Here is a 22,869-nt window from a genome sequence, read left to right as displayed (position 1 = left end):
CGCACATGCCGGATGCAGGGCATTTGCGGCGACGGGGTTGGTCTATGGCGATGGTTCGTTATTCGGGATGTTTGACAATGGATATCAAGGTCTTGTGAATCATTTTGCCGCTTTTCATGTCCATCCAGGGATTCTGAACGGTGACGTCCACAGTGTCACTCTTAAACATGGCGCCTTCGCTGGTGGGTGCTCCCACGGGCCTGAGCCCGGCTTGTTTCTTGTAGAATGCCGCAACATCCGCGATTCCGTCGTTCGTCTGAAAACAGGCGGCCTCCACTTGCATCATATCCTTGAGCTGCTTTGAGGTGGCATCGTCATAGCCGGCCCCGGGATAAACTGAAACGCCGAAGCGATCCTCGGCGCCCACGGTGACCACAAAGGCAAACAACAGGATTAACAGTACAGCCGATATGTTTCTTTTCATCTATACATTCCTTTCTTCTGATATTGATGATCCCGTCACGCTATTTTCCCGGTTGGGCTGCAGCGGGACTATGGGGGTAAACGGGTACGTTTTCTGATCTATCACCCGCCCTGATGAATGGGCCTTCGGAGCATCGTAACCGAATTCAACAGGATAATCGACGTAATCAAGAATAAACTCAATACCTTTCAGATGAAACTCTGTGACTCAGTGGACTCTGTGAGAGACAATTCCTGCCTTTCAGGGTCCAGGTCTCCATCGGCTTTAGGGTGAACCAGGCTTTTTAATCCGGGGAAGTATAGAGGGAGCGGCCTTGCGGGTCAAGATAATTGCAAGAAAATATGAGCGGCTTCAGACCGGGCCATTAGGGGAAGACATCCCAAGTGGGTACCGCGCCTGAAGCTGCTGGATGTCTGGCTGGACAAATTCTCTAAATCACTGTCTTCGAAGATTACCGTCAATTTCTTACCGCAATACCGGCATTACCCCATTTACATTGTATTGAAATGAGGTATCATCAACAATCACGCTACTTTGAAAAGGGAGGAAAACCAGACGGCTGAAGAACTGGCGCAATACAAACCGAATAACGTGATAACGTGTCCCACCCATGAATCAAAAATTCTAACCAAAAATATTTGAAATTTAGGAATTTAGGAATTTAGGGATTATGGAATTTTACCAAATGATGTCTCATCCCACCAATTCCTTAATTCCTCAATTCGGAATTCCTAAGTAGGGTTCTGATCTCAACGTGTTACCGAACGTCTGAGAGATAATCTCTCAGAATGAAGGGGTAAGAATCTAACATATTGAAAGGAGAGATAATATGCGATATTTTCAGTGTTACAAAAGACTGGCGACGATCATTCCGGCTGCGTTTTTTGTTTTGTCCTTATTGGGAACCGCGAGCGCTGCCACCAGCAACTGGTCTTTTCAGGGATACGATATGTTGCTCAACGGGAAGACCTTTTTTGCAAAAGGGATGTGCTACTATCCGCTTCCCATCGGCAACGCACCCAGCACGACCCCTTATGGAGACTATTTCTATAATTTCGAGGGTCAGGAGATGGTCTGGAAAAACATCGTAGAAAGGGATGTTCCCAAAATGAGGGCTTCCGGGGTCAATGTTATCAGGCTTTACGCCATGTGGACATGTGCGGCCGGCGACTATACGGTTGATCCCCTTTGCACGAACAGGCAATTCGATATCAAACACGACAAGTTTCTGGATATGTTGTACAACAATGGAAACGATCCCATCTATCTGCTCGTGGGCGTATATACGGAGAACAACTGGTCGCAACAGCCCTATCAGGGCCGGCTCGAAAACGAGTACCGGCGGCTCGCAACCGAATTGAAAGATCACCCTGCGGTGATGGGCTTTATGATAGGAAACGAACTGAACGCGGAATTTAAAAACGACCCGGCATTCTGGGAATGGGTCAATAAAACGGCAAAAATGATCAAGGAAATCGCCCCCGCCAAAATTACAACAGTGGCATTGATCGACGACGCTTTTGAATCCCTTGATGCCGTCAACCAGATCGGGCCAAACGAAAACGGCAACGTCATGCCCTATGTTGATGCCTGGGGTATCAATAATTACCGAGGAGATTCCAGCAGCTCAGGCCCTAACAGCGGATTTACCGCCGGTTTCTGGACAGGGTACAAGTCCAGGAGCGGTAAGCCCCTGCTGATGACCGAATGGGGCGCTCCCGCATCCATGCACGTGCCGGATGACCCTTATCCTACAGGCATCCCCGAAGAACTCCCCAACAACGCAGCAGGACAAGGGACGTTCATCAAATACCACTACCAGGACATGGTACAGAACTCCACCGTAAACAATGGGGTATCTTCGGGCGGCATGCTTTTCATGTGGGCCGACCAATGGGACAAACAGGGATGCAGCCAATGTAGCCCCGGTACCCATGACGGGACGGCTTCGGGTCCGGCGGGAAATTTCCCCGGTAACTGGTGGGACGAGGAATGGTTCGGCATTCACGCTGTCATCAAAGATCCAAGCCGCCCATGGGACCAGAACTGGGATGTCGTAAACAACAGGCCCTATCCGCCGGATTCTCTAAGTGAAAGAGCTGCAGTTGCCACCATAAAAAAGCTCTTTACCGAACCGGATCCGGAAATCCGCACAACGACCGTTTCGACTGCGGCTGGTGAAGCTGAGGCCTTCTTCTACATAAGTCCGGAAACCGCAAACGGAGAAGAAACAAAAATCGAAACCCGTCTTTTGGATGCTGCCACAGCACCATGGGATGACCTTGATCCCTTTGAGGCAACCACTTCCGATTACCTTCTGGTGACATACTGCCTCCATCCCAACAGCCTGAAAGGTGTTGATGCGGAGTGGTTCGCCGCTGCCATCGCATACCCTTTCAAGGGATCTGAAACATTCACCATCTACCACTTTTCACCGAACGGCATATGGGAGAAGGCGAAGGACCAGACCCGGGTCCTGCCCAGCATACCCAGTTACATGGGTGAGCTGTTTCAGCTTGAAGACTATGAAATCTTCAGGGGGTTTTTGCCTCAAGGCTATTATGAATTTTTATTTGGGCTTGCCGTACTCAGGAGCGACGGGACCGGCTATGACATCTATTTTGATGGGGAGGCCATCAATGTGAGCGGCGAGTAAAAAGACCCATATCCCATCATCTCGTCAAAAACGTGCTGCCGGCAGGGAATCGAGATACCATTGCCGGCGGCACGCTCTCCCTGGGCTTCCGGAAACACCTTCGATTTCTCCGTGTTGATAGGCGCTACCAAGACAATACTCTGGATGGACTCCTTTCAGCTATTGAACGAGTAGAAAAAGGATGCATGAAGCGCCAGGAGGTCTCGTGTCTTAGGATTTTCGGCGGGATGCCGGGAGGCGCCGCAACAACCTGCCCCTTGCCTTTTTCCTTTTCACGCATGTATATTGGAAAAATTAAATGCTTGGCATAACCGGAGAAGAATCATGGTTATCTATAAACGCTCCGTGTGCCCACACGACTGCCCCGACACCTGCGGGCTCCTTGTGGGGGTGGAAGGCGGGCGGGTGGTGTCGGTCAAAGGGGATCCGGACCATCCCTTTACCCGCGGCGCCATCTGCGTGAAGGTCAAACACTATGGGGAGCGCGTTCACTCGCCGCTTCGAATTCATCACCCGTTGAAAAGGGTGGGGAAAAAAGGGGAAGGGAAGTTCGCTCCGGTTTCATGGGATCAGGCCCTGCATGAAATCGTGGAACGCTATAAACGGATCATTTCTGATTTCGGCGGCGAGGCCGTCCTCCCCTATTCCTATGCAGGGACCATGGGGGTCATCCAGTTTCATGCCGGTCATCCTTTCTTTCACAGATTGGGCGCTTCCAGGCTGCTCAGGACCATCTGCAGCGCAGCCACCGAGGCAGGGTTTTCCGCCAGCATGGGAAGCATTCCCACCACCGATATTGAATCCACGGTGGATTCAGACCTGATTATCCTCTGGGGGACCAACACCCTCTCCACCAATATGCATGCATGGCCTTTTTTCCTGAAGGCCCGCCAAAACGGCGCCGTCATTGCGGCGATCGATCCCTACGCGAACCGCACCGCACAAGAGGCGGATATCCATCTCAAACTGAGGCCGGGGACAGACGCTGCGCTTGCCCTGGGAATCATGCATGTCCTGGTCAGAAAAGGACTGATAGACACGGGATTCATTGCCGAGGAGACAGTCGGTTTTGAACGGTTCCGACCCCGCCTCGATGAATACGCGCCCCGACGCGCAGCGGAAATCACCGGCGTTCCGGCAGATCGGATAGAGGACCTGGCCATTCGATACGGGAGCGCCCGCGCCCCTTACATCCGCACGGGCTGGGGGCCTTCACGCCAGCTCAAAGGCGGCATGGCCATGCGGACCATCGCCCTCCTTCCAGCCCTGGTGGGGGCCGTCCATAAAAAGGGCGGCGGGATTACACGCTCCACGTCCGCGGCCTTTGCCTTTAACATGGAGGCCGTGCTCCAGGAAAATTTGGCCCCCACTGCCGCGCGGACCATCAATATGGTGCAACTCGGCGCGGCACTCACCAGGCTTCAGGACCCACCGGTTAAGGGTCTTCACGTCTACCACAGCAACCCGGCGGTGGTTGCCCCTGATTCGAGACAGGTCATGCAGGGACTTCTGAGAGAAGACCTGTTCACGGTGGTTCATGAAATCGTCATGAGCGAGACCGCCCTGTATGCGGATTTTGTGCTTCCCTCCGCCACTTCCATGGAATCCACGGACCTGTACAGAAGCTATGGGCACTATTACCTTCAGATGGCGCGTCCGGTCATCGAACCGGTCGGAGAGGCCCGTTCCAGCCTCTCCATCTTTCAAGAACTGGCGCACCGGTTCGGTTTCAACGAGCCCTGTTTCAACCAGACCGAATCAGAGATTATCGAGGCGCTTTTGGCCTCTGATTCGCCGTATCTGAAAGGGATTACGCCGGATCGTCTGGAGGAAGGACGCCCCATTCGGCTGAACGTGCCGGCCGATGTATTTTCAGACGGCTTCGGCACCCCGTCAGGTAGAGTCGAGTTTTATTCCTGCAGCATGGCGGCCCGGGGACTGGATCCGCTCCCAAACGGCGACCCAAGCGTGGATGGGGCGGGGGAGGGCCGGTTCGGCCTTCAGTTGATCACCCCGCCGCGTCATCAGTTTCTCAATTCCACCTTTAATGAAATTGACGATCTTCGGGATCAGGCCGGTCCACCCACCCTGATGATCCATCCTGACGATGCAAGGGGGCGGGGAATCGATGAGAACATGCAGGTGCGGGTGTTCAATGATCGGGGCGAGGTCTTCTTATTCGCGCGGATAACCGATCGGACAGGGCCGGGGGTTACGGTGGCGGAAGGGCTCTACTGGCCCCGCTTCATGCCTGGAAAGCATGGGATTAATGAATTGACCAGTCAGGCCCTTACCGACATGGGCCAAAGCTGCGCCTTTCATTGTAATCTCGTTGAAGTGACGCCCGTCGGCCGGGCTGATGGATGAATAGAAACCAGGCGCCGGACCGTTATTTTCCGAATACCTGGACAAAAGAAATATTGTGGGCCACGGGGCCTGGGGTCAGCCCTTGACTCAGGACAACATGGGTGCATTAATCGTTGATTACGGCAAGACTGTAATTCAATATTGGGTGAGTCGGATAGAATAAAATTGAAGGTGATAAGCCGTAAGAGACAGTCCATACAAGGGTTGGGATCAACATTCGGATCAGATTTGATCACGGGTTGATCCCAGGCCCTTTCTTACCAGGCGACGTGGTCTCCTACTACCCGTCTACGATTACTACTCCACTATGAACGAAAATTGTTGACTGGATATCCATTCACCGGGACCGAGGGTCAGTGAGGAATACACATAACTTCCCAGTTCATAGAAGGTAGCTGTTTGCGTACCCCAGTAGTGGCCTGGGGTGTCAATGGTAAAAGTCTTCGTATAAACCGCTAGAGTGGTCCCGACCACATCTGTAATAAAATAATACCTCGTGTAAGTTCCCGCAGTCGCGATGCGATAGCGGTCTACGAAATAGATGGTGTCACCTGGATAGAAGATTCTCGTTGCGCTTTGGTTGTACGACTCTCCTGCTGATGGTGCCAAAGCGGTGTAGTTTTCTTTACTATAATTTAGGCCGACCGTACCTTCGGCACTGCGACCAAAGTTTCGTGCCGGTGTATTGTCGTCCAGGCCGTGTTTTTCTTCCCCAAAGACAATTTTGGGGTTATCGGCGGCATTTGACGGAACGAGACTGGAAAAACATACCAAGGTCAAAACTGAAATCAATCCAAAAAGAACTCTTTTCATTAATCGCCTCCTTCTTTTTCCTGTTTTGGCTTAATTGTTAGATGTTGATCTATCGATTTGTTGATCCCTATTTTGATGGCCTTGACGGATTTCCGATTAACGGTTGGAATTCCGACCGCACCCTTTTAATACGAGGATGGGCAGATGTCAATAATAATCATAATGGACTTCCTGAAGGGCTTCGGTTTATCTCTTTTGGTAAAGTATCGGTCTGCATTTTTTATGATGTGATAGCAAAGAAGGATGTCACGACCTCTTGAAATCAACTTATGCAGGTGCATGGTATGGTGACAACGAATCGGCGCAGGTGGTTCGAAAATATGTTGCGGATGGAAAAGCTATGGACCCTTTGCCCCTATTGACTACTCATTGGGTACGTCATCATGGAAACAGACATCGTCTATTTCGACGAGGACCATCGTGATATTCATGTCTATTTTGCGCCTGGGGCGTATGTGCTCCTTGCTGTTGGCGATGATGGTTGCGGCGTATTTGAGAGAGCGGATAAGAGCGGCGGATGTTTCTTCAAAATAAAACGCGAAAAAGGAAGACCAAGGGGTATCTCCCTGCACCCCTGCAATATCCATGAGCAATCCTTGAAATCAATTTATTTCACCGGTTCCAGATCCAACATTGCAGTCGGTTGATCCTTGTTGTCTACAGCGGGAGACTTGATGTCGATGCGCTCTCTTGAAATACCGTCAGGAATGCTGAGTTCGTCCGCAACGGCACGGGATCTGTCTTCTGCAAGCTGTAACAATTCCCTGTCTCCAACGGGTTCCACATCTTTCAACCGGTCAAAGAGCATCTTTGCGAATTGATTGCCCTTTTTATCTTTCGACTCCGGGGGCGCATCCGCATCTTCCCCTTCCTTTTCCTGTTTCCCCTTCAGCTTTTCCTTAAGCCTGTTGAGCGCGTCAAGACCGAACCGCTTTTTAAACATCTCCTCCAACGCGCTTACGGTTTCCGGGTTGCCATAGTCCACGGGACCGGGGTCCTCACCGGGTTCCGGTTTTTGGCCCAGACCTACAGCCAGAGAACGACGAAGCCTCGCAGAACGCAATGCATCCAGGTCGGTTTCCGGATTGTAACGTCCCTGCACAACAAGTCGCAGCCTGGGCCGTTTTTTAAGGGCGAGGGTCATTTTCATCAGTTTTTCTTTTTCAGGGGGTGACACACTGGACCGGCCGGGCTCAAAGGCAATCATGTTCAGGGTTTCATCTTCGCCGCCGGGAATCAATGATGCAAGGGCGCGAAAAGGACTGGTTGCAATTTTGGTAAGCAAATTGGTGAGTGCTTTCCATATCAATCCTCCAAAACTGAACTCGGGGCTATCCAGGGATCCTTTGACCGGCAGACCGATGTCAATCACCCCGTCTGAATCTTCCATCAAGGCAATAGCGAGATCCAGAGGGAGGTCCGTTGCTTCGGGGCTCTCAACTCTTTTCCCGAGGACCAGGTGCTCCACCACAATCTGATTGTCACCCGCAAGAAGGCTTTTCTCGATCTGATACTTCAAATCCAATGACAGCCTGCCGGAATCGATCTTTCGACCGGCAAATTTACCCGCATAGGGGGTCAGTTTCGTCATCTCGACATTGCGAAAAGTGAGACGGATGTCGGTAAATGCGCCTGGGTCGGAGGTATTCAATGCACCTTCGACCTTGGCGGTTCCGTAGTCGTCTACACGACCGTCCAGATTGATCTCGGCAAGGCTGTCATTTTCAGTACCAACACCAAGAATTGTCCCCTTGAGTTCGTGAATCTTGGTTCCAAACTGCGGGGTCAGGCTCAAGTCCGCAAATTCCACCTTGCCATCACTAAGATTGATCCTGCGAACCTGCAGAGGAAAGACATCAGAGGCCTGGTCAGTGGATTTGCTCGGGGTCGAGGACTCGGGCTCGGCATCCGCGTCGGTTTTCATCACCTTGACGATATTAATGGTCTGATCTTCGTAAATGATAAACTTACCGACCATCTCCGCCACGTCTAATTGTCCTATCTCAAGGCGGTTGGGGTCAAGGCGAAGCTGTAAATTGTCAGTCCGGAGGTCCTTCCAGCCCAGGAATGTCTCCGTACCCCCCGGTTCTGTCAGGCGCAGGTTGTCCACCCTGAACCCACCCTCAAATGCGGTCTGTGAACCCGCCTCCCCGATACCGTATTGCAGTGTGCCCTGAGTTGAAAGCATCCCGGATTGAAGTACAAGATACGCTGCCTGTTCAATGTAAGGCTGAAATGTTTTCAGTTCTAAATCCTCAACCCGTACATCCGATTGAGCGGAAGGCACCGATGGATTAATCGTGCCGGCCGCCTTGATTCTGCCTCCCTGACGAACTTTCAACCCTGCATCAAAGGTCATGGGAGACTTGCCGTCAACGGTATTCAGAACCAGGGCAAAATCTTCGAGGTTCACAATCGGATTGTCCTTCTTAATGGAAAAATCCGAGAACGCAGCATCCAGCCCGGATATAGCGACGGTATTGATCATAAACCGGAAAGGAGATTCTGTATCCGGAGTTTCCTCAGGTTTTTCAATTACTTTTTCTCTTTCCTGAGGCCTGGCCACAAGGGCCAGGTTGAGGCTGCCGTCGGCCTCCCTCTGAAAATCGACACCCCCGCCGTTTATGGAGACTTTCTCCGCTGTGAAATGATTCTCTGCCAGGTCATAGGCACCGCCTTGGAGCTTGAATTCATCAATCCGGACCGCGGGTTTCGGGGTATCGAGCAGGAATGCCGCTATTTTGGAAAGAACAATCGCCAGGTCACTCACCAACACCGTTGTTTGGGGGATACCCGCCTGGATTTCGACCTTGAAATCCACCTCCACATCGCCAATGTCGGCTGTGAGACCCGGCTCCCGGCTCATATCTCGGTAATCCAATTTGAACCCGTTCAGCTCAAAAGCGGCCAGGTTAATATTCCAGGGTTCAGGGGCATCTTTTTCGGATACTGGTATCGCCTTTGCACCCGAATGCTGAGCATCGGCGATCTTGATGATACGTTCCAGGTTAAATACACCGCTTTCATCCGCAATAAGCACGACGCGACCCCCGTCAAGCTTCATGTTTCCAACGTCGATGCGCTGCTTAAAAAGATCGATTCGTGCTTCACTGATCCCCGCACTGGGCAGCTCCAGAAACGGTTCCTCGTCTCCCGCCAATTTCAAGGTCGTGCCGGTGAGGGTCATGCGGAGGTTGGACAGTACCACCTGAGGCTCGACATCACCCAGGTCAATGTCACAATCGGCGGCAACATTCAGGTATCCCTCCGGCATATCGAGGTTTACGCTATCCCTGAAAAACTTCCAGAGGGTGCTCGTTTTGATATGTTCAAAGACAACGGTTCCATTTGTGGCTACGGGATTCAAACTAAAATCGCCGGCCCAGCGAAAAGTCCCTCCTTCACCTGTGGTTAGGGTAATGGTTTTCTGCCCTTCTTCTTCCGGAAAGGTGTTCAGATTTTCAACATGCAGGTCCAGAGGTTCTAAATTAATCACCGCAGGCTTGCTCTGGCGTTCGTCAACCAAATGGATCCGACCCTTGTCGATTGAAAGATATTTGATAAACAGCCGGGGAGGTTCCTCCCCTTTGTCCTGATCGGGGGCTTTTTCCACATCAACAGGCGGCTCCCCTGAAGCCGGTGCAAGCTGTGCCAGATTCAAAGCGCCATCAGATGCAATGATTGCATTCACCAGCGGCTTTTCAACAGCAACCTGGTTAAAGGTCCATGCCCATTTGAAAAGACTCTTGAGTTCAAAATCAATGAACAGGCGTTTGAAACCAAGGATTGGGCGATCATCCGGCTCGTCTATGGTGAAATCGTTTACTTCCAGGGTAAAAATATAGGGATTAAAGCGCACGTCTCCGATCCCTGCTGTTTTAGCGGTTTTGTCCTTAACGATTTCAGGGACGTAATGCCTCATAAGATAGGGAATCAGGAAAAACCCGGAAAGCGTGTAAACGAGGAATAAGGACACACAGATGATAAACGACTTGCTTGTAAGAATACCCTTTAGACGGTTCATTTTCAGCCTCCTCGGAATATGCGGTTACCGATCTCTGCTGGCTTGAACTCTTCCTTAATTTACAGATAACACCCTTGCTTTACAAGGATTGAAATAGGTCCGCGCGACGTATTCTCAACGAGCAAGAGAAATTTCCTGACGATATGAATATGATGGCCCTTTTCGAATATTGCGAAAATAGGGCAAAGGCCATATTTCGGTGGGTTAAGGACCTTAGATTCCTCGTGGGAATTTGTGGGTAGAAAATCAGCAGATCAGAAGCCCGAACTATCCCCCCATTAGGCGGTGAGTTAAGGCAAGCGTTGGTCCGGCCTGATCCTGTTTTATAAAAAAGGTTGCTCATGGTCTCACTGAAAAAGGGACTTGCAAGGTGCCTGAGGATTCCGTATAAAAGAGCTTATGGGAGACTATTTCGCGAGATGGGGAGGTCGGGTATGAAAAGGATGCTGAGTTTACTGATGGGAGCCTTCATTTTATCCGGAGGCGCTGCCTTTGCCGGGGAACTGGGAAATCCGGCACAGCTCACCGGGAAGGGACGGTTCGACGTGGGATTTCAATGGGATTCCAAGTTTAAACAGGGCTTTGAAGACTATGATCTCAAGCGGAGTTATTCGGACGGCTTCAGAGACAGGGGAAGAAAAGGGGCGGATTTTGAAAACGACCAGTATTACATGGCTACCGTCACTTACGGGATTGCGGATCAGATCAATGTGTTTGCCAGATTGGGCATGGTGGACGGCGGGAAGTGGCTGGACTATGAGGGAGGGAATAGCTGGAAAGGGAATTTGGAAAGCAGTTTTGTCTGGGCCATCGGCGTTAAGGGAAAGGTGTACGAGTTTGACAACGGCCTCGGTTTTGGCCTGACGGCCCAGTACATGCGCTATGACAACCGCAAGGTGAAAAACTGGCGATCCCTGGACACGGGGGAGACGGCCGGCGATCTGGGCTGGGCCACCAATGATAAGATCGATTTCTGGCAATTGGATGTAATCGCAAATGCATATTGGATGATGGGGGCCTTCACGCCTTACGTGGGGGCAGGTTACACCTACTACGATGTTGATTTCAGCGGGCGATGGACCCATGCAAATCCGCACGTCGGCTGGATCGACTATGGCGCCTCGTTCAGCAACGAGAACAATTTGACGGCCCTTGTGGGCCTGGATGTGGATCTGGGCATGAATTTCAAGGCCAATATCCAGGGGACCTTTGTGAGCAGCACGGCCTTGACCATCGGGATCAGCTACTGCTTCTAACCGTCATGGTCCGAACCGGAGATTTTCCACTCAAAGACACAAGGGAGACCCCTTGAGAAGGGAGGCAAGCGGGATGAAAAGACGGGATTTTTTGAAAAGCATGGCCATGGCCGGCGCCACCGCCTCTGTGACCGGCGGGGTGGGCATGTTCCCTGCGTTATTGACGCCCCGGACCGCCCACGCTGCCGGGAGAAACAAGCAGGTCTTCATCAGCGACATCCATATGAACGTGGATGGTCCCTTTTCGTGGTTTGTCAACCACGCTGCCGATCTTACCCTGTTCCTTACCGGACTCAACACCAGGGATGATGTGGCGGAACTGGTCATTTTGGGGGACCTGCTGGACGATTGGGTGTCGCCCGTGACGTATACGCCACAGACCTTTGCCGATATTCTCGGGGCGGGGAACAATGCGCCGGTGGTGACCGCGCTCCGGGTGATCTGTGATAACCCGGACATCGCCGTTACTTATGTGGTGGGCAACCATGACATGCTCTCCTTTGAGTCGCAGAACAAGAAGGTCATCGCCGATGCCTTCCCCGGCATGACCATTATTTCGGATTCGCCCGGTTTGGGGGCTTATACCAGAGACGATGTCATCTGGGCCGAGCACGGGCACCGCTACACCCTGTTCAATGCACCCGACACGTGGAGCCGGAGCAACGGCCACCTGGCCCTGGGGTATTTCATCTCCCGACTGGCAGCCTCCAAATCCATCTCTTCCGGGCAGGTGGTCACTTCGCTCGAGGTGCTGGATCGCTTTGTCAAGTCGCCGGCGACGGTCAATGAATACCTGATACAGGGCGGCTATGAGGAGGTCGGCAGTGTCATCGACGACGCCTTTATTATTGCGGTGTTCAATGCCATCGCCCTCTGGTCCGGTACCTTGCCTTGGGATACCTTCACCATGGACAACCTGGATGGCTACTCGATCAACCCCTCTGTAGAAGATATCGCCCTGATCTACGACACCATATTCAGCGGCTGGTCCTCCCGCCAGGACATGGTCAGTGACTGGGAGGCGGTCTGGAACGATCTGGGTCATCTCACCAGCGCTGCCAACCTCCTGTTCGAGATGCCCGACCGCATCAAGGATTTGTATCCCTTCACCCCCCGGATCGTCCTCTTCGGCCACACCCACGAGGCCGCTTTTCAATATCATTCGGGCGAAGTGGACACTATCTACGCCAACACGGGCACCTGGATCGACAAGAAACCGATCACCTGGGTGGAGATCGAAACCAACAACGGAAGCAGCGGCCGAAGGGATTACACGGTTTCCCTCTGGTTTTACGGAGACCGTTCGGCCAGGCAGTCGGGCACGGTGACGGTCCAGCGCGATCACGCAGACTATATGATCCGACACCGGTGATGCCCACACACGCGTTTCACTGATGGCCCCCTGGATGGGGAGGGCTCAAAGAGACAGGGCATTTTATGGAGGGACGGGACAGCATCTATTTGTCCATTGGCGAGGCGCTGGAGGCCGTATGCATCGATTTTAGGCGATACGACCCCCAGGTCGTCCTGTTGTGCCAGATCATTCGACTGGTTTCGGACGGCAGTGTTGTTGTAAAGAGGGAAGGGTGGAGAAGCGGCGCATGGATCGGTGTTCAGGGCCGGCCCAACATGAGGTGGATGGAGGGAACAGAACTGGTTGAAACCGCGTGTGCGGCGGTGAAGGGAGCCGATCCGGATTCCGGTATGGTTTCATCCATCTGCGCCAGGGTATTTCATACGCGGGCATGGGAAGAGAGGGATACCAAAACCGGGAAAATGGGGGTTCGAATCGAAACCGGTATGGAAGCGTTCTCCTGCCGGCAGTGCGGACGATGCTGCACCGTCCTTGATTATCACAACGAACTGACCGGGGAAGACGTGGTCAGGTGGGAGAGAGAGGGGCGGACCGATATCCTCCAATGGGTGAGGACTATCGAGGGCAAGGACCGGGAAAGGGCTTATCGCATATGGACGCTCCCCGGCACGACACGGCTCGCGGAGAGCTGCCCGTTCTTGAAAAAGATCCCCTCCGAGAATCGGTGGGAATGCCTCATTCACCATGTGAAACCGGCGATCTGCCGCCAGTATCCTTTAACCCGGAAACACGGCCTCATGACCGGGTGCCCCGGTTTTGACACAAAAATGGGGTAGTGCCGCAGAGACGACCGACGTATTGCCGTGTTGTATCCTGAGATGGCTTTTCCAGGGTCATTCCCGTCGGACGGGAACTCGAATCGGTCCCAACCTCACCGGCCGTGATTTTTTCGGGTTTGCGTGTACCTGTAGGCCATGCCCAGGGCCTTGACGCACCGCTCAGGTTCATCAAATACCGGATAACCCAAATCTTCCACAAGTTCCTTCAATTTCCGGGTACTCGAAGGATTAGGACCATAGATCCATGTCACCACGGGTTTGGGAACGAGGCCTTTGAGGGCGGTGTATGCTTCCATGTAGGCCTTTTCATTCTTACCCCTGGCGTCGGCCCACATGACATTGAAGAGGGCGTCCACGTTTTCATCCCGCAGTACGGTCTCCAGAATATCCGTGTAAACAGTGGAAAAATCTCTTACCGCCGGTATCATGGGTCCGATATCCACCGGCATGTGGCCCAGCCCCGGAAACATCTTCTCGAAGATCTCGGCCGTTTTGGGCGAGAGCCGGGCCATGACAAGCCCGTATTCGGCCCCCTGGTCCGAGGCCAGCACGCCTACAGCGCCTGTATAGGTGACCATTCCAAACCGGTTTCCCGAAGGCAGGGGCTGTGTGGCAAAGATCTTGGGCATTTCGAAAAGCTCGTTGAAGGCCCCGAGACGCAGGAGCCCCGTCTGTCTGCAAGCGGCATCAAAAATCCGGTCATTTACCGCCAGAGATCCGGTATGGGAGGCCGAGGCCATGGCGCCCTCTGCCGTGGTCCCCAGCTTGAGTGCGAGAATGGGCTTTTTTGACGCCACCCGGCCGCACACCTCCACAAACCGTTCCCCGTCCCGAATGCTTTCAAGATACATGCTGATGACCTGAGTGTCCGCATCGTTTTCCAGGTACTCCAGGAGGTCGCACTCGTCCAGGTCGCATTTATTCCCGAAATCGCAGATTTTGCTGATGCCGATTCCCAGTTTGGGGTAGGCATAGGCCTGGGGATTGATCATGCCGGTCTGGGAGCAGATGGCCACTGGCCCGGGTTTAAATCCATAGTACCCCGCTTCATAGGGACAGGGGTTGAACCCGTTGCGGCTGCTGAGGATGCCGGCCGTGTTGGGACCGATGATCCGGACCCCCCATTCCCTGGCCATGGCCGTGATGCGCTCCTGAAGATCGGCTCCTTCAGTGTCCCGCTCGGCAAAACCGTCCGCCACCAGGACAACCGCCCGGATTCCCCGTTTGGCGCATTGTTCAAAGACCGACGGGACGTTTCTGGCATTGATCATGATGAGCCCCACGTCGGGGATGTCAGGGGTCTCCTCTATGCTGGAATAAACGCGCAGGCCCAGGACCTCCTCATAGGACGGATTAACCGGATAGACGTTTCCTTTGTAACCTGCATTAAGAAGCGATTTGACCACCACATATCCGCCGAAAACACCTTCCTTGAAAGAACCGATAATGGCTACGCTGTCAGGCTCAAAAAACCGGGAAAAGATATCTCCACCCATTATTCTTCCAATCTCCAGTAAGCTTGGCTCCTATTTCTTAGACTTTTTTCGCTTATCGCTGATGTAAATGGCCCTGGAATGACCGTCACTCTGGACCCTTTCGTCGATATTGAAAATGTCGATGGCTGCGGCGAGTTCGCCCAATTTGCTGAATCCGTAATTCCTGGGATCAAATTCAGGGGCCTGTTTTGCGATATTGCTGCCCACAGCACCCAGATGGGCCCAGCCGCTCTCGTCGGAAGCGGCTTCCAGAGCGTTTCGCAGGAGTGCGACCAGCTTGGCATCCCTTTTCAGCTCATTTCCCGTCTTCTGTTTAACGGCGGTATCCGGACTTTCCTGAAAACGGAGCACTTCAGTAAAGATGAATTTATCGCACGCGGATACAAACGCCTTGGGTGTCTTTTTCTCCCCGAAGCCGTACACGAGCAACCCTTCCTCTCTGATGCGGGAGGCGAGACGGGTAAAGTCGCTGTCACTGGAAACAAGACAGAATCCGTCAAAGCGTTTTGTATAGAGGAGGTCCATGGCATCGATGATCATGGCGCTGTCTGTCGCGTTTTTACCGACCGTATATCGAAACTGCTGTACCGGCTGAATGGAGTGCTCTAACAGGACGGCCTTCCAACCCCCCAGACTCGGCGTGGTCCAGTCGCCGTAAATCCGCTTTACGCTGGCTACGCCATACTTGGCGATTTCAGACATTAACCCTTCGGTGATCAGGGGTTGCGCGTTATCCGCGTCTATAAGGACTGCAAGTCTTATTTGAGCCGGTTCATTGGAATTCATAATCGTTCCTTTCTCTGTTCAAATTGCCGCGCAATCTCCCGTGCGACGCCCTCTTCATGGCCGGCGCCGAGGTATTTAAGCACGTGTGCGACTTCAAGCCGTTCAATCTCCTGTTTCAGCGCGCCGCCTGTTTTTTCCATGAAAATCGGTTTGACTTTAATGGTTACACAGATATCGATTCCTGCTTCTGTCAATTTTATGCATTTCATTCGGTGTTCTCTGCAATCGAAAAAGATGGATCTTCTAGGTTTTCTTGAATCCTCTTATAACTTTTTCTTTCCCTAATTGCAAAACGTTCTCTATTGTACTATAGAATCTTTGTTTGTAATCCCGCATTGCGGGACAAGATGCGGAGAAACCTTGTTGAACCACCGAGATCCCCCGGGTAAATACCCTTGGCCCAGACTTCGCCTATTGAGGGGGGCGAAGGACGTCTTTGTTTTTTGACCGGGGTTCTAAAAATAAGGCGCCAAAATCAAAGGGAGGATAGTGACATGGATTTCAGTTTATCGCCGGAAAGCAGGATGATGATCAAGGTGGCTCGAGATTTCGCGGAACAGGTCATTGAGCCGATCGCTGCCAGGATCGAGGAAGAGGACGCCCTTCCCGACGATCTTTTGTCCAGGTTTGCCGATGCAAAAATGTTGGGGATGATGGTCCCTGAAGAATATGGCGGGACCGCATCAACGGCCTTGAACATGATCCTCATCACCGAGGAATTTGGAAAATGCGGATCCGCCGCCTACTGGGCCATGGCCATGAACAACAGCGTGGGAGAGACCCTCTGCCATTGGGGAACCAAAGAACAAAAAGAGAAATTTCTTCCCTCCATTTGCAACGGGTCCAGCTATGCAGGGATGGCCTTTACAGAACCTGGCACGGGTGCGGATCCGACGGCCATTACCACAACTGCTGTTCAGGACGGAGACAGCTACGTGCTGAACGGGACAAAGAGATTCATCACCAACGGCCACAAGGAAGGGTGCGGCATTTTTTATGCGAAGGACGAGACAGGGCGGATTACCGCTTTTATCGTAGACAAGCGCAGCGAGGGGTACAGCTGGTCCAAACCATGGGCATTGATGGGACTGGGCGGTCAGGGTCTGGTGGATGTGTTTCTCAAAGATGTCAGGGTTCCTCAAGAGAATATCCTGGGAGAAAAGGGAAAGGGATTTCCTATACTGCTTCGATGGATTGCGGGCGAGAGGATCCAGCAGATGGCCTTCCTGGTGGGGATGGGGCAGGCGTGTCTCGATGAATCGCTCAAGTATGCCAGGGAACGGGGGGTCAGGGGACGACCCATGACCGCCATGCAGGGGTTCCAGTGGATGCTCGCAGAGATGCACGCGAGCATTGAGGCCTGCCGATGGTGGGTGTATCGCGTCGCTGCAAAGCAGGACAGCGGTGAGGATTTTCAGGTGGATTCATCGGCCCTGAAGCTTTTTGTGGTGCCCACTATCCAGGAGGTGGCCAGAAAGGCCTTGCAGGTGCATGGCTCATACGGGTATTGCAAGGATTACAAGATAGAGCGGCTGTATCGCAACATCGCCCATGCCGGTGTCACGGCCTCCAGCACCGAGATCCAGAAGACCATTGTGGGCTCGGCCTTATCGCGCGCATCATGAAAGAGCGCGGACCTCACATATGGAAATGGTTCGGAAGAAATGATGAACATTATCGTCTGCATTAAACAGGTCCCTGAAAAACCGGAGGTGGGGTGGGACCCCGACACGGGGACCCTGAAGCGGGAAGGAGTGCCAGGGATCCTGAATCCGAATGACAAAAATGCCCTTGAGGCCGCCCTTCGACTGAGGGAAAAACACGGCGGCGCCATAACTGCCCTCTCCATGGGCCCCCCTCAGGCCGAAGAGGCGCTCAGAGAGGCCCTGAGTATGGGGGTGGATGGGGCTGTCGTCCTCAGTGATCGGGCATTCGCAGGGGCCGACACCTGGGCCACGGCCTATGCCCTGAGCCTGGCTGCAGCAAAGACAGGCCCGTATGATCTCATCCTCTGCGGGAAGGAATCGGCTGACGGCATGACAGGGCACATCGGGCCGCAGCTTGCGGAGTTTCTCGATCTTCCCCAATTGACCTATGCCACGAACATAGAGATCCATGACCATTTAGTCACCATAACACAGAAACTGGAGGACGGCTTCAGGATTCTGGAATCGCCGCTGCCGGCGCTGGTCACGGTTGAACGGAGCGCAAATGAGCCCAGGATTCCCCCGATGGACCAGGTCATTAAGGCCTACCGTAAAGAGGTCATCCAATGGGGGAGCAAAGACCTGGGTGGAGATGAGGCCCTTTTTGGGCTGAAAGGATCCACCACACAGAACCGCAGGGTTTATGTGCGGGTGATCGAGACTGGAGACGTCAGATTTCTTAAAGGGGAGGCCGTGGAAACGGCAAAAGAGCTGGTTCAGATCCTGAAACAGAATGACTTGATTTGAGATATTGTCTCAAATCGCGCGGAGTGCTACCGAGAAATGATATCTCACACGGAGACGCGAAGTACGCAGAGTGAACCATCCTTCTCTTTGCGCTCTCCGCGCCCGTGCGGTGAATACGGATCGTCATGCTCATCACTCCAATTTATTGAATTATTACATTTGAAGCGAATCCGGGGATGTCACGCCATATGGAAGATATCAGGGAATACAGCGGTGTTTGGGTTTTTGTGGAACAGAGGGACGGCGTTCCCTGCAGGGTATCCCTTGAACTGCTGGGAAGGGGCCGGCTCCTGGCAGACAAACTTCAGGCAGAGGCGACGGCCCTCCTGATCGGCCATGGCGTGTCAGACCATGCCGAAGAACTCATTCATTGGGGGGCGGACAGGGTGATGGTGGTGGATGATCCCCTGGCCCGGGAGTACCGGACGGAGGTTTATACCCACATTATTGCCGGCCAGGTCAAAAGGGGGAGACCGGAGATATTATTGGTGGGGGCCACCTGGACAGGGAGGGACCTGGCGCCAAGGCTCGCGGCGAGGCTGCATACGGGGTGTACGTCGGACTGCACGGATCTGGACATCGATACTGAAACAGGGCTCATGGTGGCCGTCAAACCCTTTTTGGGCAGGGATGTCATGGCGGAGATCATATGTCCTGAGCACAGACCCCAGATGGCCACCATAAGGTCCGGCATTCTGGAACTCCCGGACAAGGACGATGGCAGGACAGGGGATGTTGTTTATGTGGATGGCGGTCTGAAGGAGGAAGCCGTGGCCGTCAAGGTAGTGAAGACGGAGAGGTCCCCTTCAGGGGGAGTGGCCCTCGATGATGCGGAAAAGATCGTGGCCGTGGGCATGGGCGTGGGTGATGAGGCGGGTTTTGAAAGGGTCCGGGAACTGGCCCAACTCCTGGGGGCGGAACTGGGAAGCACCACGCTCCCCATCGATGCGGGATGGATCTCCGAAGCGCACAAGATCGGCCAGACAGGAAAGAGCGTCAGGCCGCGTTTCTACCTGGCCTGCGGCGTCTCAGGGGCCGTCCAGCACACTGTCGGCATGATCAACTCTGAGTTGGTCATCGCCATCAACAAGGACCCCAAGGCGGAGATTTTCAGTGTTGCGGATTACGGGATCGTTGGCGATCTTGCTGAAGTGGTTCCGGCCATTATAGCAGAATTAAAAAGCCTCAAATCCTAATCTTTGCATCAGCTGCAGGCACTTATCCTTGAGGTTGTTTCAGGGATATATCTAAAATTTTTACCGGTTTATCAAACGTCTTCCAGCCATGGCGCTCGCCTGAAGGGATGAAATAGCACTCATTTGCGGTCAGCAATCGGCGTTCTTTACCCACAAACATCTCTATCCGGCCTTCCAGGACAATACCGCACTGATCAAAAGGGTGTTCGTGTCCGGTATCTTCCTCTCCCTGACCTATCTGCATGCAGACCATGATCAGATTGTCCCCCATTTCCGCCTTGCTCATAATACCGGGCCTGAACTCCTCCAATTGCAAGGCGCCCAAGTTCCAAAAAGCCATTGCCTTCCTCCTTTAGCCGCGTTGGCCCGAAAGCGAAGTGGCTCGCTATTTGCCATCAAGTGCATCCAATTGTCCGGCTTGTTTAAGTTTATCAACATCAATCTTATCTTGTAACCTTCCGCTCGCTTCTTTTGATCGAATGAGGTCAGATCGGGAAATGAAATAGATTCTAAGATCACCCAATTCAACAACTTCACGATTTTCCCACGCCTGATCAAATTCGACTCCCGGAATCGACATCATGATATCGACTCTCAAAGGAGGCCTTCCCATTTGATAAAAGTATCCTTTTTGTGAAAAATCCTTGGAAGTCAGATTTTCAAGCGGTGCACCAAATTCCTTTAGGGCCTTATAAACAGCACTTGCATTATCCTGGTCAGTGGCTATAAACACATCAAGATCTTTAGTGAACCGAGGCTCGCTGTATTTCATTACTGCGTATCCGCCCACTACGAGATACCGGATTTTATATTTTTTGAAAATTTTCAACAGTTCTTTGAAGTCTGAGCTCGTCAGCATTTTTTCCTCTAACCAAAAAATAATCATTTACCATAGCAGTCACTGCTTCAAAAATGGCGATATCTCCTTGGGATTGCCAGAAACGAATATCAAATGAACGCCTGTCTTCGGATATGCGTTGATAATTTTCTTCAATCTTATTCATTTCTTATCCTTACCATCGGTAATCCACCAGGCATCACAATTCAAACTCGTCGTTATAGAAAAAAGAGTCCCTTTGCACCGTTACTGATTGAAAGGCGTCCACATCGTCCAGAAAATCAAGATAGGCCTCAAGGTCCGCCGAGTTCTTTAAGCCGGGTTGGTTCAGTGCGGGATGACATGAACTCGGGAGACTCCACTGAAGGTCGTTGTCAAGGTCAAGCATGTTTTTCCATCCCTTTCTCGCCGACAATCTCATAAAGTGTCTCTAATTGACCATGCTTTTCAAAATACTCTCTGATCTCTGCCATATTTATATCGGGCAGGCGAAGCAGATACTCGATGTCGGCCATCTCCCTCAGCCTTCTGGCGGGGTCATTCCTGATGGCAAAGACCTTGAGTGCCACCAGATGCTCCGGTTTTACCACAGGTATGGCCAGCCTACCCAGGACCGGCATCTCCCGAGCTTCTGTAAAAATGGTATCTGCTGTCCGGCCTGTCACATAGACAAAATCAATTCGACCGAGGCCTGACAGTTTATGCACATGGTTAGAGTAGCCCGTTGATCGATGGAGGGTCTTAAATCCCAGGGATTCAAGATAGGTGATGACTTTTTCCTGGTCTTCCCTCCTCACAATGAAGTCAATATCCCCTGTAGCTCTCATATATCCATAAGCATTCAAGGCAAAGGCGCCTATCAGCGCATGGTCCACTTCATGCTCTTGAAAAAAGTCGGCCAAGAGCTTGAACACATCCTTGAACTTCACTGCGAACTCCTTATATCGAACGCCCCGAGTAGTGGCTGCACGTTGAAGATCTAATCCTTCACAGGATGAAGATATTTCTGAAACCTGAAGCCCGAAACCTTGTTGCGGCAGCAGGACTGAACTATCAAATATCTTTGATATAACTACACTTCTATCCAGTTTATCATGTCTGTATTGGATACTCAAGGAGATTCCAATCGGTTCATCGAACCCATGAGAAACCGGGCAGTTCGGATGGGTCGTCTATGTGGTAAAGACAGTCGAGGCAAAGCTGACTGCGGAGCGGGTGGGGGCCTCGTGCCAAATCTCATAATGGAGGACTTCCCCCCGGCATTCCGGCAGGATCTCAAGGAGGCATGCAAGGGCGGAAAACCCGCAGACATTGAAGCGATCCCTGACGTCCCTGGATTCTTCCCAGAAGCCGTCCGCATCGCGTCTGGTAAGATGTTTGAGGAGATTCTGATCGTGTGTCCTCGCCTGATTCTCCATGGCAGCGGCCGGCAGGTCATGGCCGAATTTGGGTCCGATGTGGAAAAAATCGACTCCCGCCACGATCAGGGTATCCTGTTCCGGTTCATGGAGCAGCCTCCGCAAGGTTTCGAGAAAAGGGCCTGCGGTCTCCTGATAGGCCTGTCTGCCGTATTCGGGGATGCCTGTCTGAAGAGACCCGCAAAGGATCGGGACGACCTCAACCGGGTGGTCGTTGAGGAGGTGTTGCACAAAGATGATCTGGAATTCGATGGAGTGTTCTGACCGATGGACAAAATCGTCCGGGGCGATGATGTTCCGGCCGGATTCCCGCAACCGGCCGACGGCCTCCTGATCGGCCCGGGCAATGCCCAGGGGGGTCTCGAAATCCTTGTCAGTGATAGAGAAGAGGCCGTTCTGCAGGTGATGCCCGATGCCCAGAATGATGATCCGTGACGGAGCCACGCCGTTTAACATCTGATAGGCGGCCGAATATCCCCTGAACCCCACGGTAAGATCAACATGGGGGGCGATGAGCGCCACCATCCTCCCTTCAGGACCGGCCGAGGCCGGCAGGCTTTGCAGGATCTCATCGAGCCGATCCTTCAATTCCAGCGGGTTTTCCGGATAGCTTTTACCGCAATGGGAGCAGGGTCTCACGCGCCGGGAGGTGAAGTCGGCAATAATTGCATCTCTTGCCCTTTGATATCTCTCGGAATCGAGGAGGAAGGATTCATCCAGGTGGGTCATGAGACTGTTGATTTCATCCCTGCTCACCAGCATCCCTCCCTGATGCTGCATCAGTACGGTTTGCAGGTCTCTCAGCGTCATGGCCCCGTCCAAGAGGGCCATGATCCGGTAGAGAGGGAGCCCCACGGCCTTTCCCTCATCAACCAGGCCCAAGGAGTCCCGGATGAGGACAAACTGCTGACCCTGGTGCTGAATCGGGAAAAATTCCAGGTCGCGTCTGATACGGAGAAGGTTCATAGGAAGTGCCTAAAGTGTCTAA

Annotated in this window: 21 protein-coding genes; 8 read left to right on the top strand and 13 right to left on the bottom strand. The window is 52.7% G+C overall.

Annotated features, from left to right (window positions below; translation table 11 throughout):
• Positions 1 to 58: 58 nt before the first annotated feature.
• A complete protein-coding gene (locus K9N21_02155) occupies positions 59 to 424 on the bottom strand; it encodes a hypothetical protein (GenBank protein ID MCF8142703.1) in 366 nt (121 codons plus the stop codon).
• 829 nt (positions 425 to 1,253) lie between these two features.
• Between K9N21_02155 and K9N21_02150 the strand changes: the two genes are divergently transcribed.
• Both K9N21_02150 and K9N21_02145 read left to right on the top strand, forming a co-directional pair.
• Positions 1,254 to 3,080, top strand: coding sequence for a cellulase family glycosylhydrolase (locus K9N21_02150; GenBank protein ID MCF8142702.1), 1,827 nt, complete (start codon positions 1,254 to 1,256; stop codon positions 3,078 to 3,080).
• 324 nt (positions 3,081 to 3,404) lie between these two features.
• Positions 3,405 to 5,447: a molybdopterin oxidoreductase family protein gene (locus K9N21_02145; protein ID MCF8142701.1), complete on the top strand. Its 2,043-nt coding sequence runs from the start codon at positions 3,405 to 3,407 to the stop codon at positions 5,445 to 5,447.
• 297 nt (positions 5,448 to 5,744) lie between these two features.
• Here K9N21_02145 and K9N21_02140 read toward each other — a convergent pair whose 3' ends face one another.
• The 3 genes from K9N21_02140 to K9N21_02130 form a co-directional block, all read right to left on the bottom strand.
• On the bottom strand, positions 5,745 to 6,260 hold the full coding sequence (locus tag K9N21_02140) for a hypothetical protein (GenBank protein ID MCF8142700.1): 516 nt from the start codon (positions 6,258 to 6,260) through the stop codon (positions 5,745 to 5,747).
• Between the two features lie 362 nt (positions 6,261 to 6,622).
• Complete coding sequence (locus K9N21_02135; protein MCF8142699.1) at positions 6,623 to 6,847, bottom strand: hypothetical protein; 225 nt, start codon at positions 6,845 to 6,847, stop codon at positions 6,623 to 6,625.
• A gap of 20 nt (positions 6,848 to 6,867) precedes the next feature.
• On the bottom strand, positions 6,868 to 10,284 hold the full coding sequence (locus K9N21_02130; GenBank protein MCF8142698.1) for a DUF748 domain-containing protein: 3,417 nt from the start codon (positions 10,282 to 10,284) through the stop codon (positions 6,868 to 6,870).
• A 434-nt stretch (positions 10,285 to 10,718) separates the two neighbouring features.
• Here K9N21_02130 and K9N21_02125 point away from each other — a divergent pair, with 434 nt between their 5' ends.
• From K9N21_02125 to K9N21_02115, 3 genes are all read left to right on the top strand, one after another.
• Positions 10,719 to 11,540 (top strand): hypothetical protein, encoded by an 822-nt coding sequence (locus tag K9N21_02125; GenBank protein ID MCF8142697.1) that lies wholly within the window; start codon positions 10,719 to 10,721, stop codon positions 11,538 to 11,540.
• A gap of 73 nt (positions 11,541 to 11,613) precedes the next feature.
• The gene (locus K9N21_02120; protein MCF8142696.1) at positions 11,614 to 12,912 is read left to right on the top strand and encodes a metallophosphoesterase; all 1,299 of its coding nucleotides are present in this window, start codon (positions 11,614 to 11,616) and stop codon (positions 12,910 to 12,912) included.
• A 65-nt stretch (positions 12,913 to 12,977) separates the two neighbouring features.
• Positions 12,978 to 13,691, top strand: a complete 714-nt coding sequence (locus K9N21_02115) for a YkgJ family cysteine cluster protein (GenBank protein MCF8142695.1) — start codon at positions 12,978 to 12,980, stop codon at positions 13,689 to 13,691.
• Between the two features lie 95 nt (positions 13,692 to 13,786).
• Here K9N21_02115 and K9N21_02110 read toward each other — a convergent pair whose 3' ends face one another.
• From K9N21_02110 to K9N21_02100, 3 genes are read right to left on the bottom strand one after another with little or no spacing between them, the layout of a single operon-like run.
• Positions 13,787 to 15,190 carry a CoA-binding protein gene (locus K9N21_02110; GenBank protein MCF8142694.1) on the bottom strand — a complete coding sequence of 468 codons (1,404 nt, stop codon included), beginning with the start codon at positions 15,188 to 15,190 and terminating at the stop codon, positions 13,787 to 13,789.
• Between the two features lie 30 nt (positions 15,191 to 15,220).
• Entirely contained in the window at positions 15,221 to 15,976 is a 756-nt protein-coding gene (locus tag K9N21_02105; GenBank protein MCF8142693.1) for an NYN domain-containing protein, read from the bottom strand.
• Positions 15,973 to 16,185, bottom strand: coding sequence for a hypothetical protein (locus K9N21_02100; GenBank protein ID MCF8142692.1), 213 nt, complete (start codon positions 16,183 to 16,185; stop codon positions 15,973 to 15,975). The genes K9N21_02105 and K9N21_02100 overlap by 4 nt, the downstream gene beginning before the upstream one ends.
• Before the next feature lie 285 nt (positions 16,186 to 16,470).
• Here K9N21_02100 and K9N21_02095 point away from each other — a divergent pair, with 285 nt between their 5' ends.
• From K9N21_02095 to K9N21_02085, 3 genes are all read left to right on the top strand, one after another.
• The gene (locus K9N21_02095) at positions 16,471 to 17,601 is read left to right on the top strand and encodes an acyl-CoA dehydrogenase family protein (protein MCF8142691.1); all 1,131 of its coding nucleotides are present in this window, start codon (positions 16,471 to 16,473) and stop codon (positions 17,599 to 17,601) included.
• 42 nt (positions 17,602 to 17,643) lie between these two features.
• Positions 17,644 to 18,429: an electron transfer flavoprotein subunit beta/FixA family protein gene (locus K9N21_02090; GenBank protein ID MCF8142690.1), complete on the top strand. Its 786-nt coding sequence runs from the start codon at positions 17,644 to 17,646 to the stop codon at positions 18,427 to 18,429.
• 188 nt (positions 18,430 to 18,617) lie between these two features.
• Positions 18,618 to 19,625 carry an electron transfer flavoprotein subunit alpha/FixB family protein gene (locus K9N21_02085; protein ID MCF8142689.1) on the top strand — a complete coding sequence of 336 codons (1,008 nt, stop codon included), beginning with the start codon at positions 18,618 to 18,620 and terminating at the stop codon, positions 19,623 to 19,625.
• A gap of 22 nt (positions 19,626 to 19,647) precedes the next feature.
• Here K9N21_02085 and K9N21_02080 read toward each other — a convergent pair whose 3' ends face one another.
• The 6 genes from K9N21_02080 to amrB form a co-directional block, all read right to left on the bottom strand.
• Complete coding sequence (locus tag K9N21_02080) at positions 19,648 to 19,965, bottom strand: cupin domain-containing protein (GenBank protein MCF8142688.1); 318 nt, start codon at positions 19,963 to 19,965, stop codon at positions 19,648 to 19,650.
• Positions 19,966 to 20,010: 45 nt separating this feature from the next.
• Positions 20,011 to 20,484 (bottom strand): nucleotidyltransferase, encoded by a 474-nt coding sequence (locus K9N21_02075; GenBank protein MCF8142687.1) that lies wholly within the window; start codon positions 20,482 to 20,484, stop codon positions 20,011 to 20,013.
• Entirely contained in the window at positions 20,432 to 20,629 is a 198-nt protein-coding gene (locus K9N21_02070) for a hypothetical protein (GenBank protein MCF8142686.1), read from the bottom strand. Before K9N21_02070 ends, K9N21_02075 begins: the two co-directional genes overlap by 53 nt.
• Positions 20,630 to 20,662: 33 nt before the next feature.
• Positions 20,663 to 20,851, bottom strand: a complete 189-nt coding sequence (locus K9N21_02065) for a hypothetical protein (protein MCF8142685.1) — start codon at positions 20,849 to 20,851, stop codon at positions 20,663 to 20,665.
• Positions 20,844 to 21,392, bottom strand: coding sequence for a nucleotidyltransferase family protein (locus K9N21_02060; GenBank protein MCF8142684.1), 549 nt, complete (start codon positions 21,390 to 21,392; stop codon positions 20,844 to 20,846). Before K9N21_02060 ends, K9N21_02065 begins: the two co-directional genes overlap by 8 nt.
• A 243-nt stretch (positions 21,393 to 21,635) precedes the next feature.
• Positions 21,636 to 22,847, bottom strand: coding sequence for an AmmeMemoRadiSam system protein B (amrB, locus tag K9N21_02055; protein ID MCF8142683.1), 1,212 nt, complete (start codon positions 22,845 to 22,847; stop codon positions 21,636 to 21,638).
• Positions 22,848 to 22,869: the final 22 nt, after the last annotated feature.

Source organism: Deltaproteobacteria bacterium (assembly GCA_021737785.1).
Lineage (GTDB): Bacteria > Desulfobacterota > DSM-4660 > Desulfatiglandales > Desulfatiglandaceae > AUK324.
This window is presented reverse-complemented; position numbering and strand designations above follow the sequence as displayed.

Bases quoted from the DNA above. Each gene is read 5' to 3' on its own strand.
- K9N21_02070 (MCF8142686.1), bottom strand. From the start codon at position 20,629: ATGAATAAGATTGAAGAAAATTATCAACGCATATCCGAAGACAGGCGT.
- amrB (MCF8142683.1), bottom strand. From the start codon at position 22,847: ATGAACCTTCTCCGTATCAGACGCGACCTGGAATTTTTCCCGATTCAG.
- K9N21_02085 (MCF8142689.1), top strand. From the start codon at position 18,618: ATGGAAGATATCAGGGAATACAGCGGTGTTTGGGTTTTTGTGGAACAG.
- K9N21_02145 (MCF8142701.1), top strand. From the start codon at position 3,405: ATGGTTATCTATAAACGCTCCGTGTGCCCACACGACTGCCCCGACACC.
- K9N21_02080 (MCF8142688.1), bottom strand. From the start codon at position 19,965: ATGGCTTTTTGGAACTTGGGCGCCTTGCAATTGGAGGAGTTCAGGCCC.
- K9N21_02090 (MCF8142690.1), top strand. From the start codon at position 17,644: ATGAACATTATCGTCTGCATTAAACAGGTCCCTGAAAAACCGGAGGTG.
- K9N21_02130 (MCF8142698.1), bottom strand. From the start codon at position 10,284: ATGAACCGTCTAAAGGGTATTCTTACAAGCAAGTCGTTTATCATCTGT.
- K9N21_02140 (MCF8142700.1), bottom strand. From the start codon at position 6,260: ATGAAAAGAGTTCTTTTTGGATTGATTTCAGTTTTGACCTTGGTATGT.
- K9N21_02150 (MCF8142702.1), top strand. From the start codon at position 1,254: ATGCGATATTTTCAGTGTTACAAAAGACTGGCGACGATCATTCCGGCT.
- K9N21_02075 (MCF8142687.1), bottom strand. From the start codon at position 20,484: ATGCTGACGAGCTCAGACTTCAAAGAACTGTTGAAAATTTTCAAAAAA.
- K9N21_02105 (MCF8142693.1), bottom strand. From the start codon at position 15,976: ATGAATTCCAATGAACCGGCTCAAATAAGACTTGCAGTCCTTATAGAC.
- K9N21_02125 (MCF8142697.1), top strand. From the start codon at position 10,719: ATGAAAAGGATGCTGAGTTTACTGATGGGAGCCTTCATTTTATCCGGA.
- K9N21_02100 (MCF8142692.1), bottom strand. From the start codon at position 16,185: ATGAAATGCATAAAATTGACAGAAGCAGGAATCGATATCTGTGTAACC.
- K9N21_02135 (MCF8142699.1), bottom strand. From the start codon at position 6,847: ATGGATATTGCAGGGGTGCAGGGAGATACCCCTTGGTCTTCCTTTTTC.
- K9N21_02065 (MCF8142685.1), bottom strand. From the start codon at position 20,851: ATGCTTGACCTTGACAACGACCTTCAGTGGAGTCTCCCGAGTTCATGT.
- K9N21_02115 (MCF8142695.1), top strand. From the start codon at position 12,978: ATGGAGGGACGGGACAGCATCTATTTGTCCATTGGCGAGGCGCTGGAG.
- K9N21_02155 (MCF8142703.1), bottom strand. From the start codon at position 424: ATGAAAAGAAACATATCGGCTGTACTGTTAATCCTGTTGTTTGCCTTT.
- K9N21_02120 (MCF8142696.1), top strand. From the start codon at position 11,614: ATGAAAAGACGGGATTTTTTGAAAAGCATGGCCATGGCCGGCGCCACC.
- K9N21_02110 (MCF8142694.1), bottom strand. From the start codon at position 15,190: ATGGGTGGAGATATCTTTTCCCGGTTTTTTGAGCCTGACAGCGTAGCC.
- K9N21_02095 (MCF8142691.1), top strand. From the start codon at position 16,471: ATGGATTTCAGTTTATCGCCGGAAAGCAGGATGATGATCAAGGTGGCT.